The organism is Streptomyces sp. NPDC096048, from assembly GCF_044763415.1.
Lineage (GTDB): Bacteria > Actinomycetota > Actinomycetes > Streptomycetales > Streptomycetaceae > Streptomyces.
In genome coordinates, this window is record NZ_JBIWGG010000005.1 from 235,873 (window position 1) to 254,744 (window position 18,872).

At 71.9% G+C, this 18,872-nt stretch carries 17 protein-coding genes and 1 pseudogene; 8 read left to right on the top strand and 10 right to left on the bottom strand.

The features are described from left to right. Positions 1-31: 31 nt before the first annotated feature. On the top strand, positions 32-1,018 hold the full coding sequence (locus ACIQ6R_RS15215; RefSeq protein WP_404178673.1) for a GlxA family transcriptional regulator: 987 nt from the start codon (positions 32-34) through the stop codon (positions 1,016-1,018). A gap of 62 nt (positions 1,019-1,080) precedes the next feature. Here the strand turns inward: ACIQ6R_RS15215 and katG are convergent, their stop codons facing one another. Continuing rightward, on the bottom strand, positions 1,081-3,303 hold the full coding sequence (katG, locus tag ACIQ6R_RS15220; protein ID WP_404221580.1) for a catalase/peroxidase HPI: 2,223 nt from the start codon (positions 3,301-3,303) through the stop codon (positions 1,081-1,083). A gap of 29 nt (positions 3,304-3,332) precedes the next feature. Beyond that, complete coding sequence (locus tag ACIQ6R_RS15225; protein WP_404178667.1) at positions 3,333-3,779, bottom strand: Fur family transcriptional regulator; 447 nt, start codon at positions 3,777-3,779, stop codon at positions 3,333-3,335. Positions 3,780-3,968: 189 nt separating this feature from the next. Here ACIQ6R_RS15225 and ACIQ6R_RS15230 point away from each other — a divergent pair, with 189 nt between their 5' ends. Next, a complete protein-coding gene (locus tag ACIQ6R_RS15230; RefSeq protein WP_404221583.1) occupies positions 3,969-5,069 on the top strand; it encodes a DUF475 domain-containing protein in 1,101 nt (366 codons plus the stop codon). Between the two features lie 118 nt (positions 5,070-5,187). Next, positions 5,188-5,610: a DUF350 domain-containing protein gene (locus ACIQ6R_RS15235; RefSeq protein WP_055421381.1), complete on the top strand. Its 423-nt coding sequence runs from the start codon at positions 5,188-5,190 to the stop codon at positions 5,608-5,610. Between the two features lie 47 nt (positions 5,611-5,657). Here ACIQ6R_RS15235 and ACIQ6R_RS15240 read toward each other — a convergent pair whose 3' ends face one another. From ACIQ6R_RS15240 to ACIQ6R_RS15260, 5 genes are all read right to left on the bottom strand, one after another. Further along, the gene (locus ACIQ6R_RS15240) at positions 5,658-6,818 is read right to left on the bottom strand and encodes an oxygenase MpaB family protein (protein ID WP_404221586.1); all 1,161 of its coding nucleotides are present in this window, start codon (positions 6,816-6,818) and stop codon (positions 5,658-5,660) included. 13 nt (positions 6,819-6,831) lie between these two features. After that, positions 6,832-7,890: a polyprenyl synthetase family protein gene (locus ACIQ6R_RS15245; RefSeq protein ID WP_404221588.1), complete on the bottom strand. Its 1,059-nt coding sequence runs from the start codon at positions 7,888-7,890 to the stop codon at positions 6,832-6,834. Beyond that, the gene (locus ACIQ6R_RS15250; RefSeq protein WP_404178655.1) at positions 7,883-8,167 is read right to left on the bottom strand and encodes a polyprenyl synthetase; all 285 of its coding nucleotides are present in this window, start codon (positions 8,165-8,167) and stop codon (positions 7,883-7,885) included. The genes ACIQ6R_RS15245 and ACIQ6R_RS15250 overlap by 8 nt, the downstream gene beginning before the upstream one ends. A gap of 376 nt (positions 8,168-8,543) precedes the next feature. Continuing rightward, positions 8,544-8,726, bottom strand: a complete 183-nt coding sequence (locus ACIQ6R_RS15255) for a hypothetical protein (RefSeq protein WP_404221590.1) — start codon at positions 8,724-8,726, stop codon at positions 8,544-8,546. Positions 8,727-8,790: 64 nt separating this feature from the next. Further along, entirely contained in the window at positions 8,791-9,864 is a 1,074-nt protein-coding gene (locus ACIQ6R_RS15260; RefSeq protein ID WP_404221592.1) for a polyprenyl synthetase family protein, read from the bottom strand. Positions 9,865-10,150: 286 nt separating this feature from the next. Between ACIQ6R_RS15260 and ACIQ6R_RS15265 the strand changes: the two genes are divergently transcribed. Then, entirely contained in the window at positions 10,151-12,022 is a 1,872-nt protein-coding gene (locus tag ACIQ6R_RS15265) for a LamG-like jellyroll fold domain-containing protein (RefSeq protein WP_404221594.1), read from the top strand. Positions 12,023-12,187: 165 nt separating this feature from the next. Then, positions 12,188-13,414 (top strand): cytochrome P450, encoded by a 1,227-nt coding sequence (locus ACIQ6R_RS15270; RefSeq protein WP_404221596.1) that lies wholly within the window; start codon positions 12,188-12,190, stop codon positions 13,412-13,414. Positions 13,415-13,433: 19 nt separating this feature from the next. On the opposite strand, the gene ACIQ6R_RS15275 is transcribed toward ACIQ6R_RS15270, so the two are convergent. Next, positions 13,434-14,321, bottom strand: coding sequence for a LysR family transcriptional regulator (locus tag ACIQ6R_RS15275; protein WP_404221598.1), 888 nt, complete (start codon positions 14,319-14,321; stop codon positions 13,434-13,436). 84 nt (positions 14,322-14,405) lie between these two features. On the opposite strand from ACIQ6R_RS15275, the gene ACIQ6R_RS15280 reads away from it, so the two are divergent. Both ACIQ6R_RS15280 and ACIQ6R_RS15285 read left to right on the top strand, forming a co-directional pair. Beyond that, positions 14,406-15,308, top strand: coding sequence for a PhzF family phenazine biosynthesis isomerase (locus ACIQ6R_RS15280; protein WP_404221600.1), 903 nt, complete (start codon positions 14,406-14,408; stop codon positions 15,306-15,308). 74 nt (positions 15,309-15,382) lie between these two features. Next, positions 15,383-15,898 (top strand): annotated as a pseudogene (locus tag ACIQ6R_RS15285) (cytochrome c biogenesis CcdA family protein); the annotation flags it as partial. Between the two features lie 103 nt (positions 15,899-16,001). On the opposite strand, the gene ACIQ6R_RS15290 reads toward ACIQ6R_RS15285, so the two are convergent. Beyond that, on the bottom strand, positions 16,002-17,015 hold the full coding sequence (locus ACIQ6R_RS15290; RefSeq protein WP_404221602.1) for a TIGR01777 family oxidoreductase: 1,014 nt from the start codon (positions 17,013-17,015) through the stop codon (positions 16,002-16,004). Positions 17,016-17,185: 170 nt separating this feature from the next. Between ACIQ6R_RS15290 and ACIQ6R_RS15295 the strand changes: the two genes are divergently transcribed. Continuing rightward, positions 17,186-18,022, top strand: a complete 837-nt coding sequence (locus ACIQ6R_RS15295) for a lysozyme (RefSeq protein WP_404221604.1) — start codon at positions 17,186-17,188, stop codon at positions 18,020-18,022. A 33-nt stretch (positions 18,023-18,055) separates the two neighbouring features. Here the strand turns inward: ACIQ6R_RS15295 and ACIQ6R_RS15300 are convergent, their stop codons facing one another. Further along, complete coding sequence (locus tag ACIQ6R_RS15300) at positions 18,056-18,778, bottom strand: FAD binding domain-containing protein (protein WP_404221606.1); 723 nt, start codon at positions 18,776-18,778, stop codon at positions 18,056-18,058. Positions 18,779-18,872: the final 94 nt, after the last annotated feature.

Sequence of the window (18,872 nt, forward strand, 5' to 3'; positions counted from 1 at the left end):
CCGGATGGACAGCGAGTGAAAGAATCTGGTCATGCGAAACACGACGGTCGAAGCGGTGCACCGGGTGGTGGTGTTCGTACGTCCCGGACTGCTGCCCATGGAGCTGGGGATCGTGCACCGCCTGTTCGGGACGGCCGCCGACGACGGCGGGCGGCCCTTGTACTCGGTCCTGACGTGCGCGTCCGCGCCGGGCGAGGTGGCCACCGACACGGACTTCAGCATCAACGTCCCCCACGGTCCGGAGGTCCTGGAGTGCGCCGACACGGTGGTCGTGCCGGCGGCCGTGGAGGACTACGGGCCGCAGGAGCGGGGGCGGCTCGCCGCGCCGGTGCGCGCGGCCCTGGCGCGGGTTCCGGCGAGGGCCCGGCTGGCGTCCATCTGCACCGGTTCGTTCGTGCTGGCCGCGGCCGGTGTGCTGGAGGGGCGCCGGGCCACCACGCACTGGAAGTCGTGCGCCGAACTGGCCTCGTTGTACCCGGAGGTCGACGTCGATCCGGACGTGCTCTACACCGACGACCGGGGTGTGCTCACCTCGGCCGGTGTCGCGGCCGGGATCGATCTGTGCCTGCACATGATCCGTGACGACCACGGGGCGGAGGTGGCGAACACGGTGGCACGCGGCACGGTGGTACCGCCCCATCGCGAGGGTGGTCAGGCGCAGTACATCGACCGGCCGATCCGGCAGGTGGACGACTCCTCGACGGCAGCCGCCCGCACGTACGCGCTCCAGCGGCTGGGCGAGCCCCTCACTCTCGAAGAGCTCGCCCGGCAGTCGGCGATGAGCGTGCGGACCCTCAACCGGAGGTTCCGGCAGGAGACCGGGGTGACGCCCATGCAGTGGCTCGGCCGGCAGCGTCTCGACTACGCCCGGCGGCTGCTGGAGCGCAGCGACGAGCCGGTCGACCGCGTCGCCGCCCGTTCCGGATTCGGCACCGGGACCGCGATGCGCCAGCACTTCCGTGAGGTCCTCGGTGTGTCACCGCGCGCGTATCGCAACACCTTCCGCGGGACGGCGTAGCACCGGGGCGTCCGGGGCGTCCGGGCCGGTCGGGTGGACCGGCCGGCCCGGACGCCGGCGGATCAGACCAGGTCGAAACGGTCGAGGTTCATGACCTTGACCCAGGCGGCGACGAAGTCGTGCACGAACTTCTCCTTCGCGTCGTCGCTCGCGTAGACCTCGGCGAGCGCCCGCAGCTCGGAGTTGGAGCCGAAGACCAGATCGGCGCGGCTGCCGGCCCACTTGATCTCGCCCGTGGCGGCGTCGCGGCCCTCGAACGTGGTCTGGTCCTCGGACGTCGACTTCCACGTCGTGCCCAGGTCGAGCAGGTTGACGAAGAAGTCGTTGGTCAGCGAGCCGGGCGTCCGGGTGAGGGCGCCGAGCTGGGACTGCTGGTAGTTGGCGCCGAGCACGCGCAGCCCGCCGATCAGGACGGTCATCTCGGGCGCGCTCAGGGTGAGCAGGTTCGCCCGGTCGAGCAGCAGGAACTCGGCCGGCAGGCGGTTGCCCTTGCCGTGGTAGTTGCGGAACCCGTCGGCGGTCGGCTCCAGGGCCTCGAAGGACTCGGCGTCGGTGTGCTCCTCCGTCGCGTCCACCCGGCCCGGGGCGAAGGGAACCTCCACCTCGAAGCCGGCTTCCTTGGCGGCCTTCTCGACGGCGGCGGTACCGCCGAGGACGATCAGGTCGGCCAGGGACACCCTCTTGGCTCCGGCGCCGGAGTTGAACTGCTGCTGGACGCCTTCCAGGACCCGAAGGACCTGCGCCAGTTCGTCGGGCTCGTTGACCTCCCAGCCGCGCTGCGGCTGCAGGCGGATGCGGGCGCCGTTGGCACCGCCGCGCTTGTCGCTGCCGCGGAAGGTGGACGCCGAGGCCCACGCGGTGGACACCAGCTGCGAGACGGACAGACCGGACTCGAGGAGCTTGGTCTTGAGGGTCGCGATGTCCTCGGCGTCGATGGCCTCGCCCTCGGGCTCGGGCAGCGGGTCCTGCCAGAGCAGGGTCTCCTCGGGGACCTCCGGGCCGAGGTACAGGGACTTCGGGCCCATGTCACGGTGGGTGAGCTTGTACCAGGCGCGGGCGAAGGCGTCCGCGAACTCCTCCGGGTTCTCGTGGAACCGGCGGGAGATCGGCTCGTAGACCGGGTCGTAGCGCAGCGACAGGTCGGTGGTGAGCATCTTCGGGCGGTGCTTCTTCGACGGGTCGTGCGCGTCGGGGATGATCTCCGGGGCGTCCTTGGCCACCCACTGGTGGGCGCCGGCGGGGCTCTGCTCCAGCTCGTACTCGTACTCGAAGAGGTTCTTGAAGAACCCGTTGCCCCACTGGGTCGGGGTCGTGGTCCAGGTGACCTCCAGGCCGGAGGTGATGGCGTCCCCGCCCTTGCCCGTGCCGTAGGTGTTCTTCCAGCCCAGGCCCATCTCCTCCATGGCGGCGGCCTCGGGGTCGTCGCCGACGTGGTCGGCCGGGCCCGCTCCGTGGGTCTTGCCGAAGGTGTGTCCGCCGGCGATCAGCGCGACGGTCTCCTCGTCGTTCATCGCCATGCGGCGGAACGTCTCACGGATGTCGCGGGCGGCGGCGATCGGGTCCGGGTTGCCGTTAGGGCCCTCCGGGTTGACGTAGATCAGGCCCATCTGGACCGCGCCGAGCGGGTTCTCCAGCTCGCGGTCGCCGGTGTAGCGCTCGTCGTCGAGCCAGGTCGTCTCGGGGCCCCAGTAGACGTCCTCCTCGGCCTCCCAGACGTCGGCGCGGCCACCGGCGAAGCCGAAGGTCTCGAAGCCCATCTGCTCCAGGGCGACGTTGCCGGTGAGGACCAGCAGGTCGGCCCAGGAGATGTTCTGGCCGTACTTCTTCTTGACGGGCCACAGCAGGCGGCGGGCCTTGTCGAGGTTGCCGTTGTCCGGCCAGCTGTTGAGCGGCGCGAACCGCTGCTGCCCGGCGCCGGCGCCGCCGCGGCCGTCGCTGATGCGGTAGGTGCCGGCACTGTGCCAGGCCATACGGATCATCAGCGGGCCGTAGTGCCCGAAGTCGGCGGGCCACCAGTCCTGCGAGGTGGTCAGTACCTCGGCGATGTCCCGTTTCACGGCCGGCAGGTCGAGCGACGCGAACGCCGCGGCGTAGTCGAACTCCTCACCGAGCGGGTTGGCCACGGCGGGGTTCTTGGCCAGGATCTTCAGGTTGAGCCGCTCCGGCCACCACTGGCGGTTTCCGCCTCCCTGCGTGGGGTGCGGGGCGCGTCCGTGGGCGACCGGGCAGCCGCCCGTCTCCTCGGTTTTCGCGTCGGTCACGATGGCGTCGTGGTTCTCGGACATGGGAGGGGAATCCTTCCGAACGGGGCGGATCAAGGTGCTGGGGAACTGCCGGTGGTGGAGCAGTCGGGGCACAGGCCCCGGTAGATGACCTCGGCCTCGTCTATCGAGAAGCCGTGGTCGTCGGAGGCGGTCAGGCAGGGCGCCTCGCCGACGGCGCAGTCGACGTCGGCGAGCGCACCGCAGGACCGGCACAGGACGTGGTGGTGGTTGTCCCCCACCCGTCCCTCGAACCGCGCCGGGCCGCCGGGCGGTTGGATGCGGCGCACGAGTCCGGCCGCGGTGAGCGCGTGCAGACCCTCGTACACGGCCTGGAGGGAGACGTGGCCCACGCGCCGGCGCACCCCGGACGCGATCGCCTCGACGCCGAGGTGATCGCCCTGCCGGACGGTCTCGAGCAGCGCGACACGGGCGGCGGTCACACGCAGGCCGGCCCCGCGCAGTTCCGAGGGTGCGGCCGGGTCCCGGGATGCGGTCATGGCGGTGAACCTACTCCCGTAAACACGAACCTCTCAAGGAAACGAACCGATCCATTTCGGTGACCGTCGGGTGCCGTGCCCGGGCTGCCCGGTGGCGGCGAACGATCGTGGTAGACAACGTCGGTGGGGGGCACTGGCAAGGAATGCCGCATACCGGCACACCGCGACCAAGGAGTGAGTGAGCAGCCCGTGCTGTTGAAGACGTTCCGTTGGGCCTTCGCCGTCACTGCCCTGGGCCTGGCCGCGGGAGTGCTGTACGAGGGATGGACCGCCTTCGGCCTCGTGGCCATCCTCGCCGTGCTGGAGATCTCGCTGTCCTTCGACAACGCGGTGATCAACGCCGGGATCCTGAAGAAGATGAGCGCCTTCTGGCAGAAGATCTTCCTCACCATCGGCATCCTGATCGCCGTCTTCGGCATGCGCCTGGTCTTCCCGGTGGTGATCGTGGCGATCAGCGCCCGGCTGAGCCCGTGGTCCGCGGTCCACCTGGCGCTCACCGACAAGCAGCGCTATCAGGAGCTGGTGACGGACGCCCATCCGTCGATCGCCGCCTTCGGCGGCATGTTCCTCCTGATGATCTTCCTCGACTTCGTCCTCACGGACCGGGAGATCAAGTGGCTGGGCCTGCTGGAGCGCCCGCTGGCCAAGCTCGGCAGGGTCGACATGCTGTCGGTCTGCATCGCCCTGATCGTGCTGCTCGTCGCGGCGATGACCGTCGGCGCCCATGCCCACCAGCACGGCGGCACCCACGTCGACAAGACGCAGACGGTCCTGCTCGCAGGGGTCGCCGGGCTGATCACCTACATGGTCGTCGGCGGGCTCTCCGGCTACTTCGAGGACAAGCTCGAACGGGAGGGGGAGCGCGAACACGCGGCCGAGGAAGAGGCCGAACGCGCCGGCAAGCCCCGGTCGGCCGTCGCCCTCACCGGCAAGGCCGCGTTCTTCATGTTCCTCTACCTGGAGGTCCTGGACGCGTCCTTCTCCTTCGACGGCGTCATCGGCGCCTTCGCCATCACCAACGACATCGTCCTGATGGCCCTCGGCCTCGGTATCGGCGCCATGTACGTCCGGTCCCTCACCGTCTACCTGGTCCGCCAGGGCACCCTCGACGACTATGTCTACCTGGAGCACGGCGCCCACTACGCCATCGGCGCCCTCGCCGCCGTCCTCCTGGTGACCATCCAGTACGAGATCAACGAGATCATCACCGGACTCATCGGCGTGATCCTGATCGGCGCCTCCTTCTGGTCGTCGGTGCGCCGCAACCGCGCGCTCGCGGCGGCCTCCTGACTCCACGTTCGGCCGGGTTCCCGGATTGTCGGACCGCGAGGGCCAAGGGGCCGAACGGGTGCGCTACATTTTGCAGCGCCTCGACCACGATCACTCACGCTACGGAGCCGGCAACCCCATGAGCGACATCGTCAACGGACTCGGCCGTGCCACCGCCTACGGCGGCCTGGGCCTGGTCCTCCTGGTCCTCGGCATCGTCCTGGTCGACGTGCTGACGCCCGGAAAGCTCGGCCGGCAGATCTGGGAGCAGCGCAACCGCAACGCGGCCATGGTGCTCAGCTCCGCGCTGCTCGGCATCGGCGGCATCGTGTTCACCTCCATCTGGACGACGTACGAGGACTTCGGCAAGGGCCTGGTGTCCACCGCGGCGTTCGGGCTTCTCGGGCTCGTGATGATGGCCGTGGCCTTCCTGGTGGTCGACCTGATCACCCCGGGGCGGCTGGGCGCGACGCTGGTCGAGCCGGAGCCCCACCCCGCGGTGTGGGTGACGGCCTCCTGCAACCTGGCCGTTTCCGCGGTCATCTCGGCCTCCATCGCTTGACGCGGTCTTCCTCGGGGTCACCGCGCCCGCGCACGTGGCACCGTGACTCAGGAGACGGTCGCGGGCGGCGGGGTCCAGCGGCGGGTGCGAGCGGCGCCACCGGAGACGCCGTAGTCCTTCCTCAGTTGTTCGGGGATGGCGTAGTGCATGACGCGTCCGCGGGTGAGGGAGGACAGTTCGAGGATCGTGGTGAGGTGCCCGAGCCGGTCCAGCGCCCACGCGCCCACGGGTGAGTGGTCCTCGATCGTCTCCAGGACGCCGAGGAGACGCGGGGCGGCCTTCACGAGGGTGTCCCAGGTGGTGCGGGGCACGTCGAGCCAGTCGGCGCACGTGTCGCCGACGAGGTAGCGGATCAGGGCCGAGACGACGGGGTCGAAGAGGGTGCCGGGGACCACTTCCTCGTACAGGTCGATCAGCTGCCGCGTCAGATGGGCGCCCTCCTCGGAGGGGCCCATGTGGCGCAGCATGTACAGGTCGAGGAACTGGCGCCCCTCGTCGAGCGTGGTGGGGACGGCCGACTGGTCGACGCCGAGGATGGCGCCGACCACACGCCAGGCGTAGAAGTAGGCGTCCGCTCCTTCCGCGGACATGTGGATGCCGAGGCGGTGCAGGCTGTCCAGGACGAGGAGGGAGAAGAACATCTGCCCCCCGATCATGTCCTCCTGGCAGATCGGTACGCCGAGGGTGTCGGCGTCCCAGCGGTTCTCCCGTTTCAGGTGGTGGCGGATGGCGGCGTGCAGCAGGCGTACCTTCTGGGCGGCGGGGATGAAGCGCCCGCCGGCCTCGAACGCGTCCGGCTGCATGAGGTAGACGGTGAACTGGCCGGTCTCCGCCATCCGTTTGGACGGATAGCTCAGCCCGTGGGTGGCCGACAGCAGTTTGGCCACGTGCGGGACGACGTAGCAGGCGGGCATCGACGCGAACGACAGCGCGGTGGAGATGTGCACGTTGTTGTCGATGAAGAACAGGCGAGCCTTCTCCATCTCGGCCCAGTCCACCCAGTCCGGTGGGGCGGCCGTCACCCGCAGATACTCCCGGGCCACCCCGGGAAGGCCCTCCGGCAGTTCCTGGCCGGTGGTGGAGACGTAGCGCATCAGGGAGTTGAACTTGCCGACCTCGCCCCGCTCGAAAAGGGTGGCGACGACGGCGTCGGCCAGTTCGTCGCCGCCGCCGCGCAGTGCGTCCATCGACGTCTCGGTGTAGGTCATCGCGGTCTCCTCGTCAGTGGATGCGGTCGGTGGCCCGCTGTGCGAGCTCGCGCAGTGCCCGGCGTGCCCGCGGTGGTGTCCCGGCGGTGTCCAGGGCGCGGGTGGCCCGCTCCACGCGGGCGACGATCATCCGCTCGACCTGTTGCGGCGCCTTCAGCTCCAGCATGAGGTCGCGTACCTCGCGCAGGTGGTCTCCGTCCAGGTCGCTGCGGCCCAGTAGGTGGCCCAGCCGCTCGCGTTGGGTCGCGTCGGCGGCCCGCCAGGTCTCGGCCAGCAGTGCGGTGGGCCGGTGGGCGCGCAGGTCGTCCAGGCCCGCCTTGCCGGTGTGCGCCGGGTCGCCGAACAGGCCGAGCAGGTCGTCGCGGAGCTGGAAGGCCTCGCCGAGCGGCAGGCCGTAGGCGGAGTAGGTGTCCCGCAGCGCGGTGGGGGCGCCGGCGAGCAGGCCGCCGATGAGCAGGGGGTGCTCGACGGTGTACTTGGCGGTCTTGTACCGGACCACCTTCAGGGAGGTTCCGGTGTCCGGCCGACCGCCGGTGTGCAGGATCTCCAGGCACTCACCGGCGATGAGTTCGCGGGCGAGCGCGGCCCACAGGCCCCGGGCGCGGGCGAGGTAGGCGGCGGGGAGACCGCTGGTGGCGAACAGCTGCCCCGCGAGGGCCATCAGGTGGTCGCCCACCAGCATGGCCAGGGACCGGGCGGCTCCGCGGGCCCGGCGGCGGCCGTCCCGGGTCAGTACGGCCTCCAGGGCGACGTGGGCGGTGGGCAGACCGTGGCGCAGTGCGCTGTCGTCGATGAGGTCGTCGTGGACGACGGCCGCGGCGTGCACCAGCTCCATGGCGGCCGCCGCCCGCACCATCGCGTCGCTGTCGGGCTGTCCGGCCGCCCGCCAGCCCCAGTAGCAGAAGGCCGCTCGCAGCCGTTTGCCGTGCCCGGCCGCGTTCCGCAGCTGCTCGGCCACGGGCGCGAGCGCGTCGTCGACGGCCACGAGGTGGCCGGCCTCCTCGTCCAGGAAGCTCCGCAGGACACCGTCGACACGGGTTCTGAAGGCGGCGGGGTCCCAGGCGTCAGACATCGCTGCCGTCGGCGGCCCGCCGCGCCCGCACATGCTGGGCGAGTACCTCCAGGTGGGCGGGCGGCACGTTGGTGCACCGGTCCAGGGCCAGCCTGCCCCGGGCCTGGAGATCCTGCTCCGCCTCCCGCACCAGGTCGGCGGTGTCCGAGCGACCGAGGAGCCCGCGCAGCCCGCCCACCGCCGAACCGATCGTGCTCACCGCCAGATCGGCGAGTCCGGCGACCAGCAGCACGGCCTGGCCGTCCAGGCCCGAACCCCGTCGCGTCGAGTGCGTCATGCTTCTCCCCCAGGGATCGCGTCGTCACCGATGCGCCTGGTCAACGGCGCACCGGTCAGAGCATGACCGGATGGCCGGGGCGGAAGATCCCGAATCACCCTTTGAGCGACATGGGGAACAGGTGTCAGACGGTCCGGTTCGGTCGGGCCGGACGCCGTCGCTCTCCCGCGGCCCGATCCGCCGGACGAGCCCCGGGGTGTGCCGTTGGGATCTTGCCGGGGTCGCGGGCTCTGGCACGTACGTCTACGGCGTTGTCGTCGGCTGCCAGGCCTCCGCCCTGTCGCCCTCCTCCGCCTTGCGGCTGCACGCACCGGGCCCCGCTCGGCCATGCCGCAAGGCGCCGTCACCTGGAGCCGACCTGATCCGAACGACCCCCCTAGTCGTCTCCCCCGCCCCCACGTCGGCCGGCGCTCTTCGAAGTGCGCGCCAGTTCGCCCACCGCCAGGGTCACGGCGGACACCGCGCGCACCCAGCGCGGACCGCCCCGCGCCGCCCACACGACGCAGACACACCCGCCGACGACGAGCACGAGGACACCGGACAGGACCAGTACCGCCATGTCATTCCCTTCCCTTGCTTCGGCTCCTTCCCGCGAGCCGCGGCAAGGCCAGGGTTTTCCCGGTTCACCCGGTCCGTTCGACGCTCCACCGCGGCAGACGCTCGAAGAAGGCGACCGCCTCCTCGCGCCACCGCGGACGCCAGCCCTCGGCCACCAGGCGGGCCTGCTCGGCGTACTCGCGCATGTCCGCACGCATCCGGTCGGCGACACCACGGCGCTCTCCGATCTCGCGGACCGCGGCGACGGTCTCCGCCGTGCAGGCGGGGTTGCCCAGCGCTTCTTCGACGACGGCGCGCTCGGCGCCGCTCACGACTGACAGCAGGCGGGCGACGGTGTAACTGTGCCTGCCCTCGCGGATGTCGGTGCCGGTCGGCTTGCCCATCGCGGCCTCGTCGCCGAACAGGTCCAGGTAGTCGTCGCGCATCTGCCCGCAGATGCCGACCAGTCGCGCGTAGCGACGCAACTCCGTGTCGTAGGAGGCCGGTTGTCCGCCCGCGGCCAGGAGTCCGAGGTACAGGGGGGCGAGGACCGAGTAGCGGGCCGACTTGTGGTCGGCCACGTTGTGCAGGACCTCGTCGTCCGGGACGTCGGAAGCGAAGTCGCGCTCCAGGTCGATGATCTGGCCCACGAACGTGTCGGTCGCGGCGCGTGTCTGGACCTCGACCATGGCCTGACGCACCTCGACCGGGAGGTCGGCGTCCAGGAGTACGCGGAGCGAGAGGGCCAGCGCGAGGTCACCCGCGAGGACGGTGAGCCCGAGGGCCGCCCGCGGGTGCCGGGGGAACCGCTCCCGGTAGGCGTAGTAGGTGGTGGGGCCGCCCCGCCTGGTGGCGCTGTCGTCGATGAGGTCGTCGTGCACCAGGCCGTGGGTCTGGAGCAGTTCGACGCTCAGCGCGGCCGCGTCCAGCCCTTCGACCGGCTCGTCACTCACCAGGCGCGCGGCCTCGTGGAGCAGCACGACCCGCATGCGCTTGCCGCCACGCAGGGACAGGTCGCGCAGCAGCTCCAGGCAGTCCGGGGTGAAGCGGCTGAACCTCGGGGCGTCCAACGTCGTGCCCAGCGTGTCGAAGTACTCCGCGAAGAGCGTGTTGAACCGTCGCTCGTACCGGGCGACACGGTCCAGCGGCTGCTCGGGCATGACGGAATCCTCCTGAGGACGGGCGAACGACACGCCAGCAGTCTGTCAGGGGCGCCGGCCCCCCGAGCAGGCGGTCGGCATGGACCTCGCCACGCCGCCGCCCTCGGTCCGTGCTCCCTCAGCAGCCCTGCCGCAGCCGGGCCACCCTCCGGGCCGGCTCCCGCGGCACCGGCCACTCCAGTAGCCCGCCGCGCACCATGCGGCGTTCAGCTCACCGTCGCCACGAGGTCACGGCCGCTGAGCACCGTGAGCCGCGCACGGTGAACTTCACGCTTCTGGAGACCTCATGAGCACGGCGGAACAGCACGAGAGCCCCGGCAGACGCACGGTACTGAGAGCGGCCGTGGCCGGCGGGGTGGCCACGGCGGCGGTCGCGGCCCTGGACGCGGTACCCGCGCGGGCCGCGGAGTCGGCCGGCGGCAGGCGGTTCGACTCCGACAGCCCGCGTTTCACGCTGGCCGTCCTGCCGGACACGCAGTACCTCTTCGACGCCGACAGCAGCGACCCGGCACCACTGCGGGAGACCTTCCGCTACCTCGCCGCCGACCGGTCCGAGGCCAACATCGCCTTCATGACCCACCTCGGCGACGTCACCGAGCACGGCACCGAGGACGAGATCCGGCGGGCTGCCCAGACCTTCCGCACCCTGCACGGCAAGGTGCCCTACAGCGTGCTCGCGGGCAACCACGACATCGCCTCGTCGACGGACGACCAGCGCGGCGACTCCGCCTATCTCAGGGAGTTCGGGCCCCGGCGCTACGCCTCGATGCCGACCTTCCGCGGCGCCTCGCCCGACGGCTACAACAGCTACCACGTCCTGCGCGCCGCGGGCCGCGAGTGGCTGGTCCTCGCCCTGGACTGGCGGATCTCCGACAAGGGGCTGGGCTGGGCGCAGGGCGTGCTCGACGCGCACCCGACCCTGCCCGCCGTCCTCACCACGCACGACCTCGCCTGGGCGGAGGAGGACGGCTCGGCGTCCCTCTCGGGCCACGGACAGCGACTGTGGGACGGCCTCGTGCGCGGCAACGACCAGATCTTCCTGGCTCTGGGCGGGCACTACTGGCCGCCCGGCCGGACGGTTCTCACCAACGACGCCGACAACGATGTCCACGTCCACATCACCAATTACCAGGACCGCTACTACGGCGGCGCCGGCATGATCCGCACCTACGGGTTCGACCTGGTGCGTGGAGTGATCGACGTGGAGACGTTCGCGCCGTGGTTCCTGGCCCGCGATCCCGAGCGGCGTGCGCCGCTCGAGGCCGAGACGGTCGAACTGACCGGCCCCGCCGACCGGTTCAGCCTGAGCATCGACTTCGACGAGCGCTTCCGGGGCTTCTCCCCCGTCGCGGTGCCCAAGCCCCGCCCCGCCTCCGCGGTGATGCCGCGCGGCACGGTCGCGTACTGGCGGTTCGACACCTCCGGCATGACCACCGCCCCGGACGGCGCCCCGGTCACGGACGGTTCCGTCGTGCGCGACCTGTCCGGCCACGGCAACGACCTCACCGTCGGCCGACTGCACGCGAGTGGCCCGGAGGCGCTCACCTGGTCGCCGGACCACCATCCCGGGCAGCCCGCGCACGCCAGCCTCCGGTTCGACGGCGGCAAGACGCCGGACCGCGGGGCCGTCCTCCGTACGGGGTCGAAGGCTCCGCTGAACAGCGAGAAGTTCCCGCGCGGATACACCATCGAGACCTTCGTGCGACTCCCCGAACCCTTCGAGGGCGATCACAGCTGGATGGGCATCCTCAGCTGGGAGGGGCGCAACGGGGACGCCGGCAAGACCACCGGGTGGTCCCCGCTGGAGCCCACGTGCAGCCTCAACCTGTCCCCGGAGCGGTTCCTGCAGTTCGTCGTCTACCCCCACCGCCAGGACGCGGATCCCACCTCGTGGAGCCACGCCGTGCCGGTGGGCCGCTGGATGCACATCGCCGTCGTGAACGACGGCCGCCGTACCGTCATGTACGTGGACGGCTCGAAGATCGCCCGCAATCCGGCGGCGCCCTCGACCGGCATCGCCACCCTCGGCAAGCCCTTCGTGCTCGGCGCCACCCAGTTCGACGAGGCGTTCGGACAGGGCTTCTACGGCTGGATCGGCGACACCCGCATCGTCGACCGGCCGCTGCGGACCCGGGACTTCCTCACCCCCTTCGACTGACGCCCGCCCCGTCCCGCGTCGGGCGTCGAAGCGCCGGGGCGCGCACCAGCGCGGTTCCGCCCCGGCCGCCGGCACCGGCCGAGGCGGGGGGGCGGGGCGGTCTGTCGGGGTCGGCGCGTCGTCAATAGCCTGGTGCGGTACGGCCGTTGTCGACCGAGGAGTCACATGTCCACCGCGCGGCAGGTCCCCGACATCCTCTCCCCCGAGTTCGCGGCGAACCCCTATCCGGCCTACCGGGTGATGCGGGAGAGCGCGCCGCTCCTGTGGCACGAGGCCACGGGGAGCTGGATCGTCTCGCGCTACGAGGACGTGGAACGCGTCTTCAAGGACCGCAACGGGCAGTTCACGACCGAGAACTACGACTGGCAGATCGAGCCCGTGCACGGCAGGACGATCCTTCAGCTGAGCGGTCGCGAACACGCGGTCCGGCGCGCCCTGGTCGCCCCGGCCTTCCGCGGGACCGATCTGCGGGAGAGGTTCCTGCCGGTGATCGAGCGCAACTCCCGTGAGCTCATCGACGCGTTCCGGCACACCGGCCGCGCCGATCTGGTGACCGACTACGCGACGCGCTTCCCCGTCAACGTCATCGCGGACATGCTGGGCCTGGACACGGCCGACCACGACCGGTTCCACGGCTGGTACACGTCGGTCATCGCCTTCCTGGGCAACCTCGCGGGCGACCCCGAGGTCGCCGCGGCCGGCGCGCGCACCCGGGTGGAGTTCGCCGAGTACATGTTCCCGGTCATCCAGGAGCGCCGCGAGAAGCCCGGCGACGACCTGCTGTCCACCCTGTGTGCCGCGGAGGTCGACGGGGTCCGGATGAGCGACGAGGACATCAAGGCGTTCTGCAGCCTGCTGCTCGCGGCGGGCGGTGAGACCACGGACAAGGCGATCGCGAGCATCTTCGCCAACCTGCTGGCCCACCCCGAGCAGTTGGCGGCCGTACGCGAGGACCGGAGCCTGATCGCCCGCGCCTTCGCCGAGACGCTCCGCTACACGCCGCCCGTCCACATGATCATGCGCCAGTCGGCGACCGAGGTCGAGCTCAGCGGCGGCACCGTACCGGCCGGAGCCACCGTCACCTGTCTGATCGGCGCGGCCAACCGGGACGGGAGCCGCTACCGCGATCCGGACCGTTTCGACATCCTCCGCGACGACCTGACCACGACGACCGCCTTCTCGGCCGCCGCCGACCATGTCGCCTTCGCCCTCGGCCGGCACTTCTGCGTCGGGGCGCTGCTGGCGAAGGCCGAGGTGGAGATCGGGGTCGGGCAGCTGCTGGACGCCATGCCCGCCCTGCGGCCGGCCGAGGGATTCGACGTGGTGGAGCGCGGCGTGTTCACCCGGGGGCCGCGGTCGCTGCCGGTGCGCTTCACGCCCGGCAACGTCTGACGACGGCGCGGGCTCCGCCTCAGTCACCCAGGTACCGCACGAGTGCCCGCGCGACCTCCTGTGCGGCCGGTGCCGCCCACCGCCGGCGGTGCCGGGCCAGCCGCACCGGCACGTCGGGGAAGCGCGGTCCGTCGACCCGTACCAGCCGCCCCCGGCGCAGCTCCTCCGCCACGGTGGTCAGCGGCAGCAGGGTCAACCCCAGCCCCGCCGCCACGCAGTTGCGCGCCGCGTCCACACTCCCGAACCGGGTCAGCCTCGGCCGCCCGCCCGGAACGTCGAGCAACCGCCGCGCCAGCGCGTCACTGTAGGAGCAGCCCTCCTCCAGGAGGAAGAAACTCTCCGCCGCCAGTTCCGGCCAGCTCGCCGCGTGCTCCCGTGCGGCAAGGGGGTGCCCGGGAGCGGATACGAGGGCGAGCGGCTCGCGAGCGACGGGTTCGCCCGTCACGTCGGGGAACTCGGTCTCCTCCTCCAGCAGCAGAGCCAGGTCGAGCCGTCCGGACCTCAGCCCTTCGAGGCACTCCGCGGTCCCGGCCGCGTACAGGTGGACGTCGACCTCGGGGTGGCTCGTCCGCAGGGCCGCGACGACGCCGGGCAGGCGGCTCGCGCACAGGGACTCCGGGCTGCCGACCACCACCCGCCCCGACACGACTCCGGCGTCGTCGCCCGCGGCGCGCAACCGCGCCACGGTGTCGAGTACCTCCTCGGCCCGCTCCAGGAGCCGGTGACCGGTGTCGGTGAGCAGCGCACCGGTGGGCAGGCGGTCGAAGAGCCGGACGCCGAGGTCCCGTTCAAGGGTGCGGATGTGCACGGTGACGGTGGACTGGGCCAGGTGCAGTTCGGTGGCGGCGGCGGTGAAGCTGCCCGTGCGGGCGAGCGTCGTGAAGGTCGTCAGCAGTCGGGTGTCCACGCGGCCAGCCTATGCATTTTTCCGATGGGAAGTATCGAGTTCGATCGTTGGACACGATCGGTACCGGGTGGCAGCGTGGGGGTCATGAGCACCGACGTGACGGGAACGAGCGACGTGACAGACCGTTCCGAGCCGACGAACGAGACCGGGATCCTGCGCTACTCCGCCTTCACCCACGACCCGGCGGGCGGGAATCCGGCGGGGGTGGTCCTCGACGCCTTTGGGCTCGACGCCACGGCGATGCGGGCGATCGCCGCCGAGGTGGGCTACTCCGAGACCGCCTTCGTCACCGGCGGCGACGCGGCGACGCGGCGGTTCCGGGTCCGCTACTTCAGTCCGCTCGCCGAGGTGGCGTTCTGCGGGCACGCCACGGTCGCGCTGGCCGTCGCCCTCGCCGAGCGGACGGGACCCGGCGAGATCCTCCTCGACACGCCCGCCGGCGAGATCCCCGTGTCCACCGCGGCCGACGACGCCGGCGCGGTGCGGGCCACCCTCACCAGTGTGCCGACGCGTTCCCGCCCGGCTCTCGCCACGGAGCTGGACGCGACGCTCCGGGCCCTCGGCTGGGCTCCGGACGACCTGGACCCCGCCCTTCCCCCGCACGTGGCGTTCGGCGGCAACGACCACCTGGTGCTCGCCGCGGCGACCCGGGCCCGACTGGCCGACCTCGACTATGACTTCGACGGGCTCGCCGAGGTCATGCGGCAACACGGCTGGACGACGGTGGACCTGGTGTGGCGCGAGTCGCCGGAGCGTTTCCACGCCCGCAACCCGTTCCCCGTCGGCGGTGTCGTGGAGGACCCTGCGACGGGAGCGGCTGCCGCCGCGTTCGGCGGGTACCTCCGCGAACTGGGCCTGGTCGCCCGCCCCGGCACGGTCGCGATCCGCCAGGGAGAGGACATGGGCCGCCCCAGCGACCTGCTCATCGACGTGAGCCCGCGGGATCCCCGCACACGGGTCACGGGCCAGGCGGTGCCCATCCCCTAGTCGCGTCGGTCGACTCGGGGGCGGGTGTGCGGGGCGGGTACGTAGGGCGGCTTCCGCATACGTCCCTTCCGGGGGCGCGTTGGCTGGGCCTGGGATTCGGTTCGCGCCGTCTGCAGCAGTCCGCCGGGGCGCGCCGGTCCGGCTCGGCGCTGTCCGTGACGGCGCTGGGCGCGGTGTACGGGCCGGCCGGCTTCTGCGCCGGCCCCGTCCTCGGCAGCGTGCCGACGGTGGCCGCGGTCGGCGGTGACCCCTGGCGCGGTGGATCGCTGCTCGCGGTGTACGCCCTGGGCATGGCCGTGCCGATGTTCGTGCCGGCGGCGTTGTGGGACCGGTTCGACCTGGGCCGGCGGCACTGGCTGCGTGGCCGGCCGGTACGACCGGGCCCGTCGCGCCCGTACTCCACGTCACTGCTCGGCTGGGCGATGTTCATCGCCCCCGGCGCGGTGTTCCTGCTCTTCGACGGGGCGCCGCCGTCGCCGATGGGCGTGGACACGGAGTTCGCGCGGGAGCAGGGCCTGTCCCACCTCGGGGACGCCGCCTCCGACCGTGCGCTGCTGGGCGTGCTCGCCCTCGTCGTGGCCGTGGGGGCCTGGCCGTCCTGGTGCGCGGGGCCCGGGAGGCACGCCGCGGTGAACGGGGAAGCTGACGGCGTCGGCTCGGCACAGAGGGGTGCCTCGCGGGGCGCCCTTCCGCTCAGGGTGTCGGTCCGCCGGCGCCCGGCGGCGGAGTGCGCCGGCTCGGCCGTCCGGGCCGCCGCCTTCCCTGCCGGTCCACGCGCACCCGTCGTACGAGGTCGTCGGCGGCGTCGGGCCACTCGGGGTGGTCGAAGGCGAATCCCGCCTCGCGCAGCCGGCCGGGGACGACGCGCCGGCTCTTGAGGAGCAACTCGGTGTCCGAGCGCAGGACGAGGGCGCCGAGTTCGGCCATCCACCGCGTCGCGGGCAGGCCCACCGGCATGCCCCACGCCTTCCGCAGGGCGCGCATGAACGCGCGCTGGGGCAGCGGAACCGGCGCGGCGAGGTTCACGGGGCCGGTGAGGTCGTCGTGGCCGACGAGGAAGTCGACCGCGCGGACGAAGTCCTGGTCGTGGATCCAGGACACGTACTGCGCACCGCCCGCGACGGAGCCGCCGAGCCCCAGTCGCGCCAGCCACAGCAGGACGTCCAGGACTCCGCCCCGGTCCGGGCTCATCACCATGGCGGAGCGCAGGGCCACCTTGCGGGTGTGCGGGGTGTCGGCCCGCTCCTGTTCGCGCTCCCACGCCTTCGCGATGTCGACGCTGTAGGACCAGTAGTCGGGAACTCCGGGTTCGGCTCCGCCGAGCAGGCCGGTGGCCTCGTCGTTGGGCGCGTCGAAGCGGTGGGCGTAGACGGTGGCGGTGCTCATCTGCAGCCAGACGCGGGGCGGTTCGGCGGCTGCCGAGATCGCCTCGCCGACGACGCGCGCGGAGTCCACGCGCGAGTCCATCATCGCCTTCAGGTTGCCGGGGGTGTAGCGGCAGCTCACGCTGCGGCCGGCCAGGTTGACGACCACGTCGCTGCCGTCGACCTCCTTGACCCACTCCCCCGGCGTCCGGCCGTCCCACGGGACTTCGCCGGGCCGCCGCGGCCGCCGGGTGAGCACGACGACCTCATGGCCGGCGGCGGTCCACGCGCGCCTCAGCACCGTACCGACCTGCCCGGTCCCCCCGGGGATCACGATCTTCATGGGACGCTCCCTCCCCCTCCTCATGTCTTCGCACGACCGAGCGTATCCCAGATTTGAACGCGTTCAAACGCCATGGACGGCGGGGGCCGGCCCCTCGGCAGCCCAGCGCCCAACACCGTCTGGGCGCCCGTGGGATGCGGTCGGGCGCGACAGCGGATCGGATGGGTGCCATGCGCAGACCCATAGCCGTGGCGTCCAGCCACTCACGCCGCCTGCTCACGTCAGGCGTCCTCCTCGCCTCCCAGTCGCTCCTGCTCTCCCTGTCCGCGGCCCCCGCGTCGGCCGACGACACGCGAACGCCCGTCCGCGGTACCGCCTACATGGGCAGCGGCGTACTCGCCCACGAGGGGGTCCAGGGGCGGCCCGCCGCCACTCGCGTCACCCAGACGGAGGGTGTGGACGTCTCCAGCCATCAGGGCAACGTCGCCTGGCCGACCCTCTGGAGCAGCGGGGTGAAGTGGGCCTACACGAAGGCCACCGAGGGAACGTCGTACCGCAATCCCTACTACTCCCAGCAGTACGACGGTTCGTACGACGTCGGCATGATCCGCGGCGCCTACCACTTCGCCATCCCGGACGGCGCCGGCGGCGCGGCCCAGGCCGACTACTTCGTCGACCACGGCGGTGGCTGGTCGAAGGACGGCAGGACACTGCCGGGCGTGCTCGACATCGAGTACAACCCGTACGGGGACACCTGCTACGGCAGGACGACGAGTCAGATGGTCGGCTGGATCCGGGACTTCCTCGGCCGGTACAAGGAGCGCACCGGCCGCCAGGCCGTGATCTACACCTCCACCAACTGGTGGAAGCAGTGCACCGGGGACTACAGCGGCTTCGGCTCGACCAACCCCTTGTGGATCGCCCGGTACGCCTCGACCGTGGGCCCTCTCCCGGCCGGCTGGGACGTCCACACGATGTGGCAGTACACCTCCTCCGGGCCGACCGTCGGGGACCACGACAAGTTCAACGGGACGCTCGATCGCGTCAAGGCGCTGGCCAACGGCTGACGCGGACCGCCGGGCCCCCGGCCGTCCGTGGCGTCAGCGGTCGGTGAGGGAGCCCAGGATGTCGGCGACCTGCTCACGCACCACGTCCCGGGCCCCGGGAGGCAGGGCGCCGACGTCCGTACGTTCCAGAGCGCCGAGCACCTCGTCGGCGCCCGCGTCGCACGGTGCGCTCTCGCTGACGACCTCGTAGCCGTCGCGGACGGCGATCCGCAGGCGGTGCCGCCCCTCGCCGTCGGCGTGCACGGCGGTGGCGACGACCAGGGGCGGCGGCCCGCCGGCTTCGGCGGACCGCTTGCGGTAGCCGCTGGCTATCGGGGTGCGCCAGCCGAGGCCCAGCAGCAGGTGACGCTTCGCCATGACCTCGGCGAGGTCGGTCTCGTAGGCCCGGTCCGGCCCCAGGACCGTGGCACGGGCGTCCAGGACGAGGGCCGCGGGCAGCAGGCAGCGCAGGCTGCTCCCGACGAGGTTGCCACCGACCGTGGCCGTCCGGCGCACCGCTCCGGTGCCCACCGTGCCGGCCGCCCCGCGCAGCACCTCGGGGACGCGGTCGTCGATGCGGTGCAGTGTCACGGCCGCCCCCAATGCCTCGGGTTCGACCGCGGTCGCCTCGGGCAGGTTCCGCAGCGACATGGCCAGTTCCGGGAAGCCGTCCCGCTGCCAGGTGGCCCACACGAGGGTGGCACCGCCGATGGGCACCGCTCCCTCGGCCATGCACTCCTGCGCTTCGGACACGGACGTGGGCAGACGCAACAGCATGGCGATCGACCTGCTTTCCCGGGAAGGCGGCGGTGGACGACCCCGCGCCTCCCGCCGCGTGATCACGGCCACTGCGCATTGTCCGTACCGCCGC

Excerpts from the sequence above, each read along its gene's own strand:
- ACIQ6R_RS15215 (WP_404178673.1), top strand. The coding sequence starts at position 32 with ATGCGAAACACGACGGTCGAAGCGGTGCACCGGGTGGTGGTGTTCGTA.
- katG (WP_404221580.1), bottom strand. The coding sequence starts at position 3,303 with ATGTCCGAGAACCACGACGCCATCGTGACCGACGCGAAAACCGAGGAG.
- ACIQ6R_RS15225 (WP_404178667.1), bottom strand. The coding sequence starts at position 3,779 with ATGACCGCATCCCGGGACCCGGCCGCACCCTCGGAACTGCGCGGGGCC.
- ACIQ6R_RS15235 (WP_055421381.1), top strand. The coding sequence starts at position 5,188 with ATGAGCGACATCGTCAACGGACTCGGCCGTGCCACCGCCTACGGCGGC.
- ACIQ6R_RS15240 (WP_404221586.1), bottom strand. The coding sequence starts at position 6,818 with ATGACCTACACCGAGACGTCGATGGACGCACTGCGCGGCGGCGGCGAC.
- ACIQ6R_RS15245 (WP_404221588.1), bottom strand. The coding sequence starts at position 7,890 with ATGTCTGACGCCTGGGACCCCGCCGCCTTCAGAACCCGTGTCGACGGT.
- ACIQ6R_RS15250 (WP_404178655.1), bottom strand. The coding sequence starts at position 8,167 with ATGACGCACTCGACGCGACGGGGTTCGGGCCTGGACGGCCAGGCCGTG.
- ACIQ6R_RS15255 (WP_404221590.1), bottom strand. The coding sequence starts at position 8,726 with ATGGCGGTACTGGTCCTGTCCGGTGTCCTCGTGCTCGTCGTCGGCGGG.
- ACIQ6R_RS15260 (WP_404221592.1), bottom strand. The coding sequence starts at position 9,864 with ATGCCCGAGCAGCCGCTGGACCGTGTCGCCCGGTACGAGCGACGGTTC.
- ACIQ6R_RS15265 (WP_404221594.1), top strand. The coding sequence starts at position 10,151 with ATGAGCACGGCGGAACAGCACGAGAGCCCCGGCAGACGCACGGTACTG.
- ACIQ6R_RS15270 (WP_404221596.1), top strand. The coding sequence starts at position 12,188 with ATGTCCACCGCGCGGCAGGTCCCCGACATCCTCTCCCCCGAGTTCGCG.
- ACIQ6R_RS15280 (WP_404221600.1), top strand. The coding sequence starts at position 14,406 with ATGAGCACCGACGTGACGGGAACGAGCGACGTGACAGACCGTTCCGAG.
- ACIQ6R_RS15290 (WP_404221602.1), bottom strand. The coding sequence starts at position 17,015 with ATGAAGATCGTGATCCCCGGGGGGACCGGGCAGGTCGGTACGGTGCTG.
- ACIQ6R_RS15295 (WP_404221604.1), top strand. The coding sequence starts at position 17,186 with ATGCGCAGACCCATAGCCGTGGCGTCCAGCCACTCACGCCGCCTGCTC.
- ACIQ6R_RS15300 (WP_404221606.1), bottom strand. The coding sequence starts at position 18,778 with ATGCTGTTGCGTCTGCCCACGTCCGTGTCCGAAGCGCAGGAGTGCATG.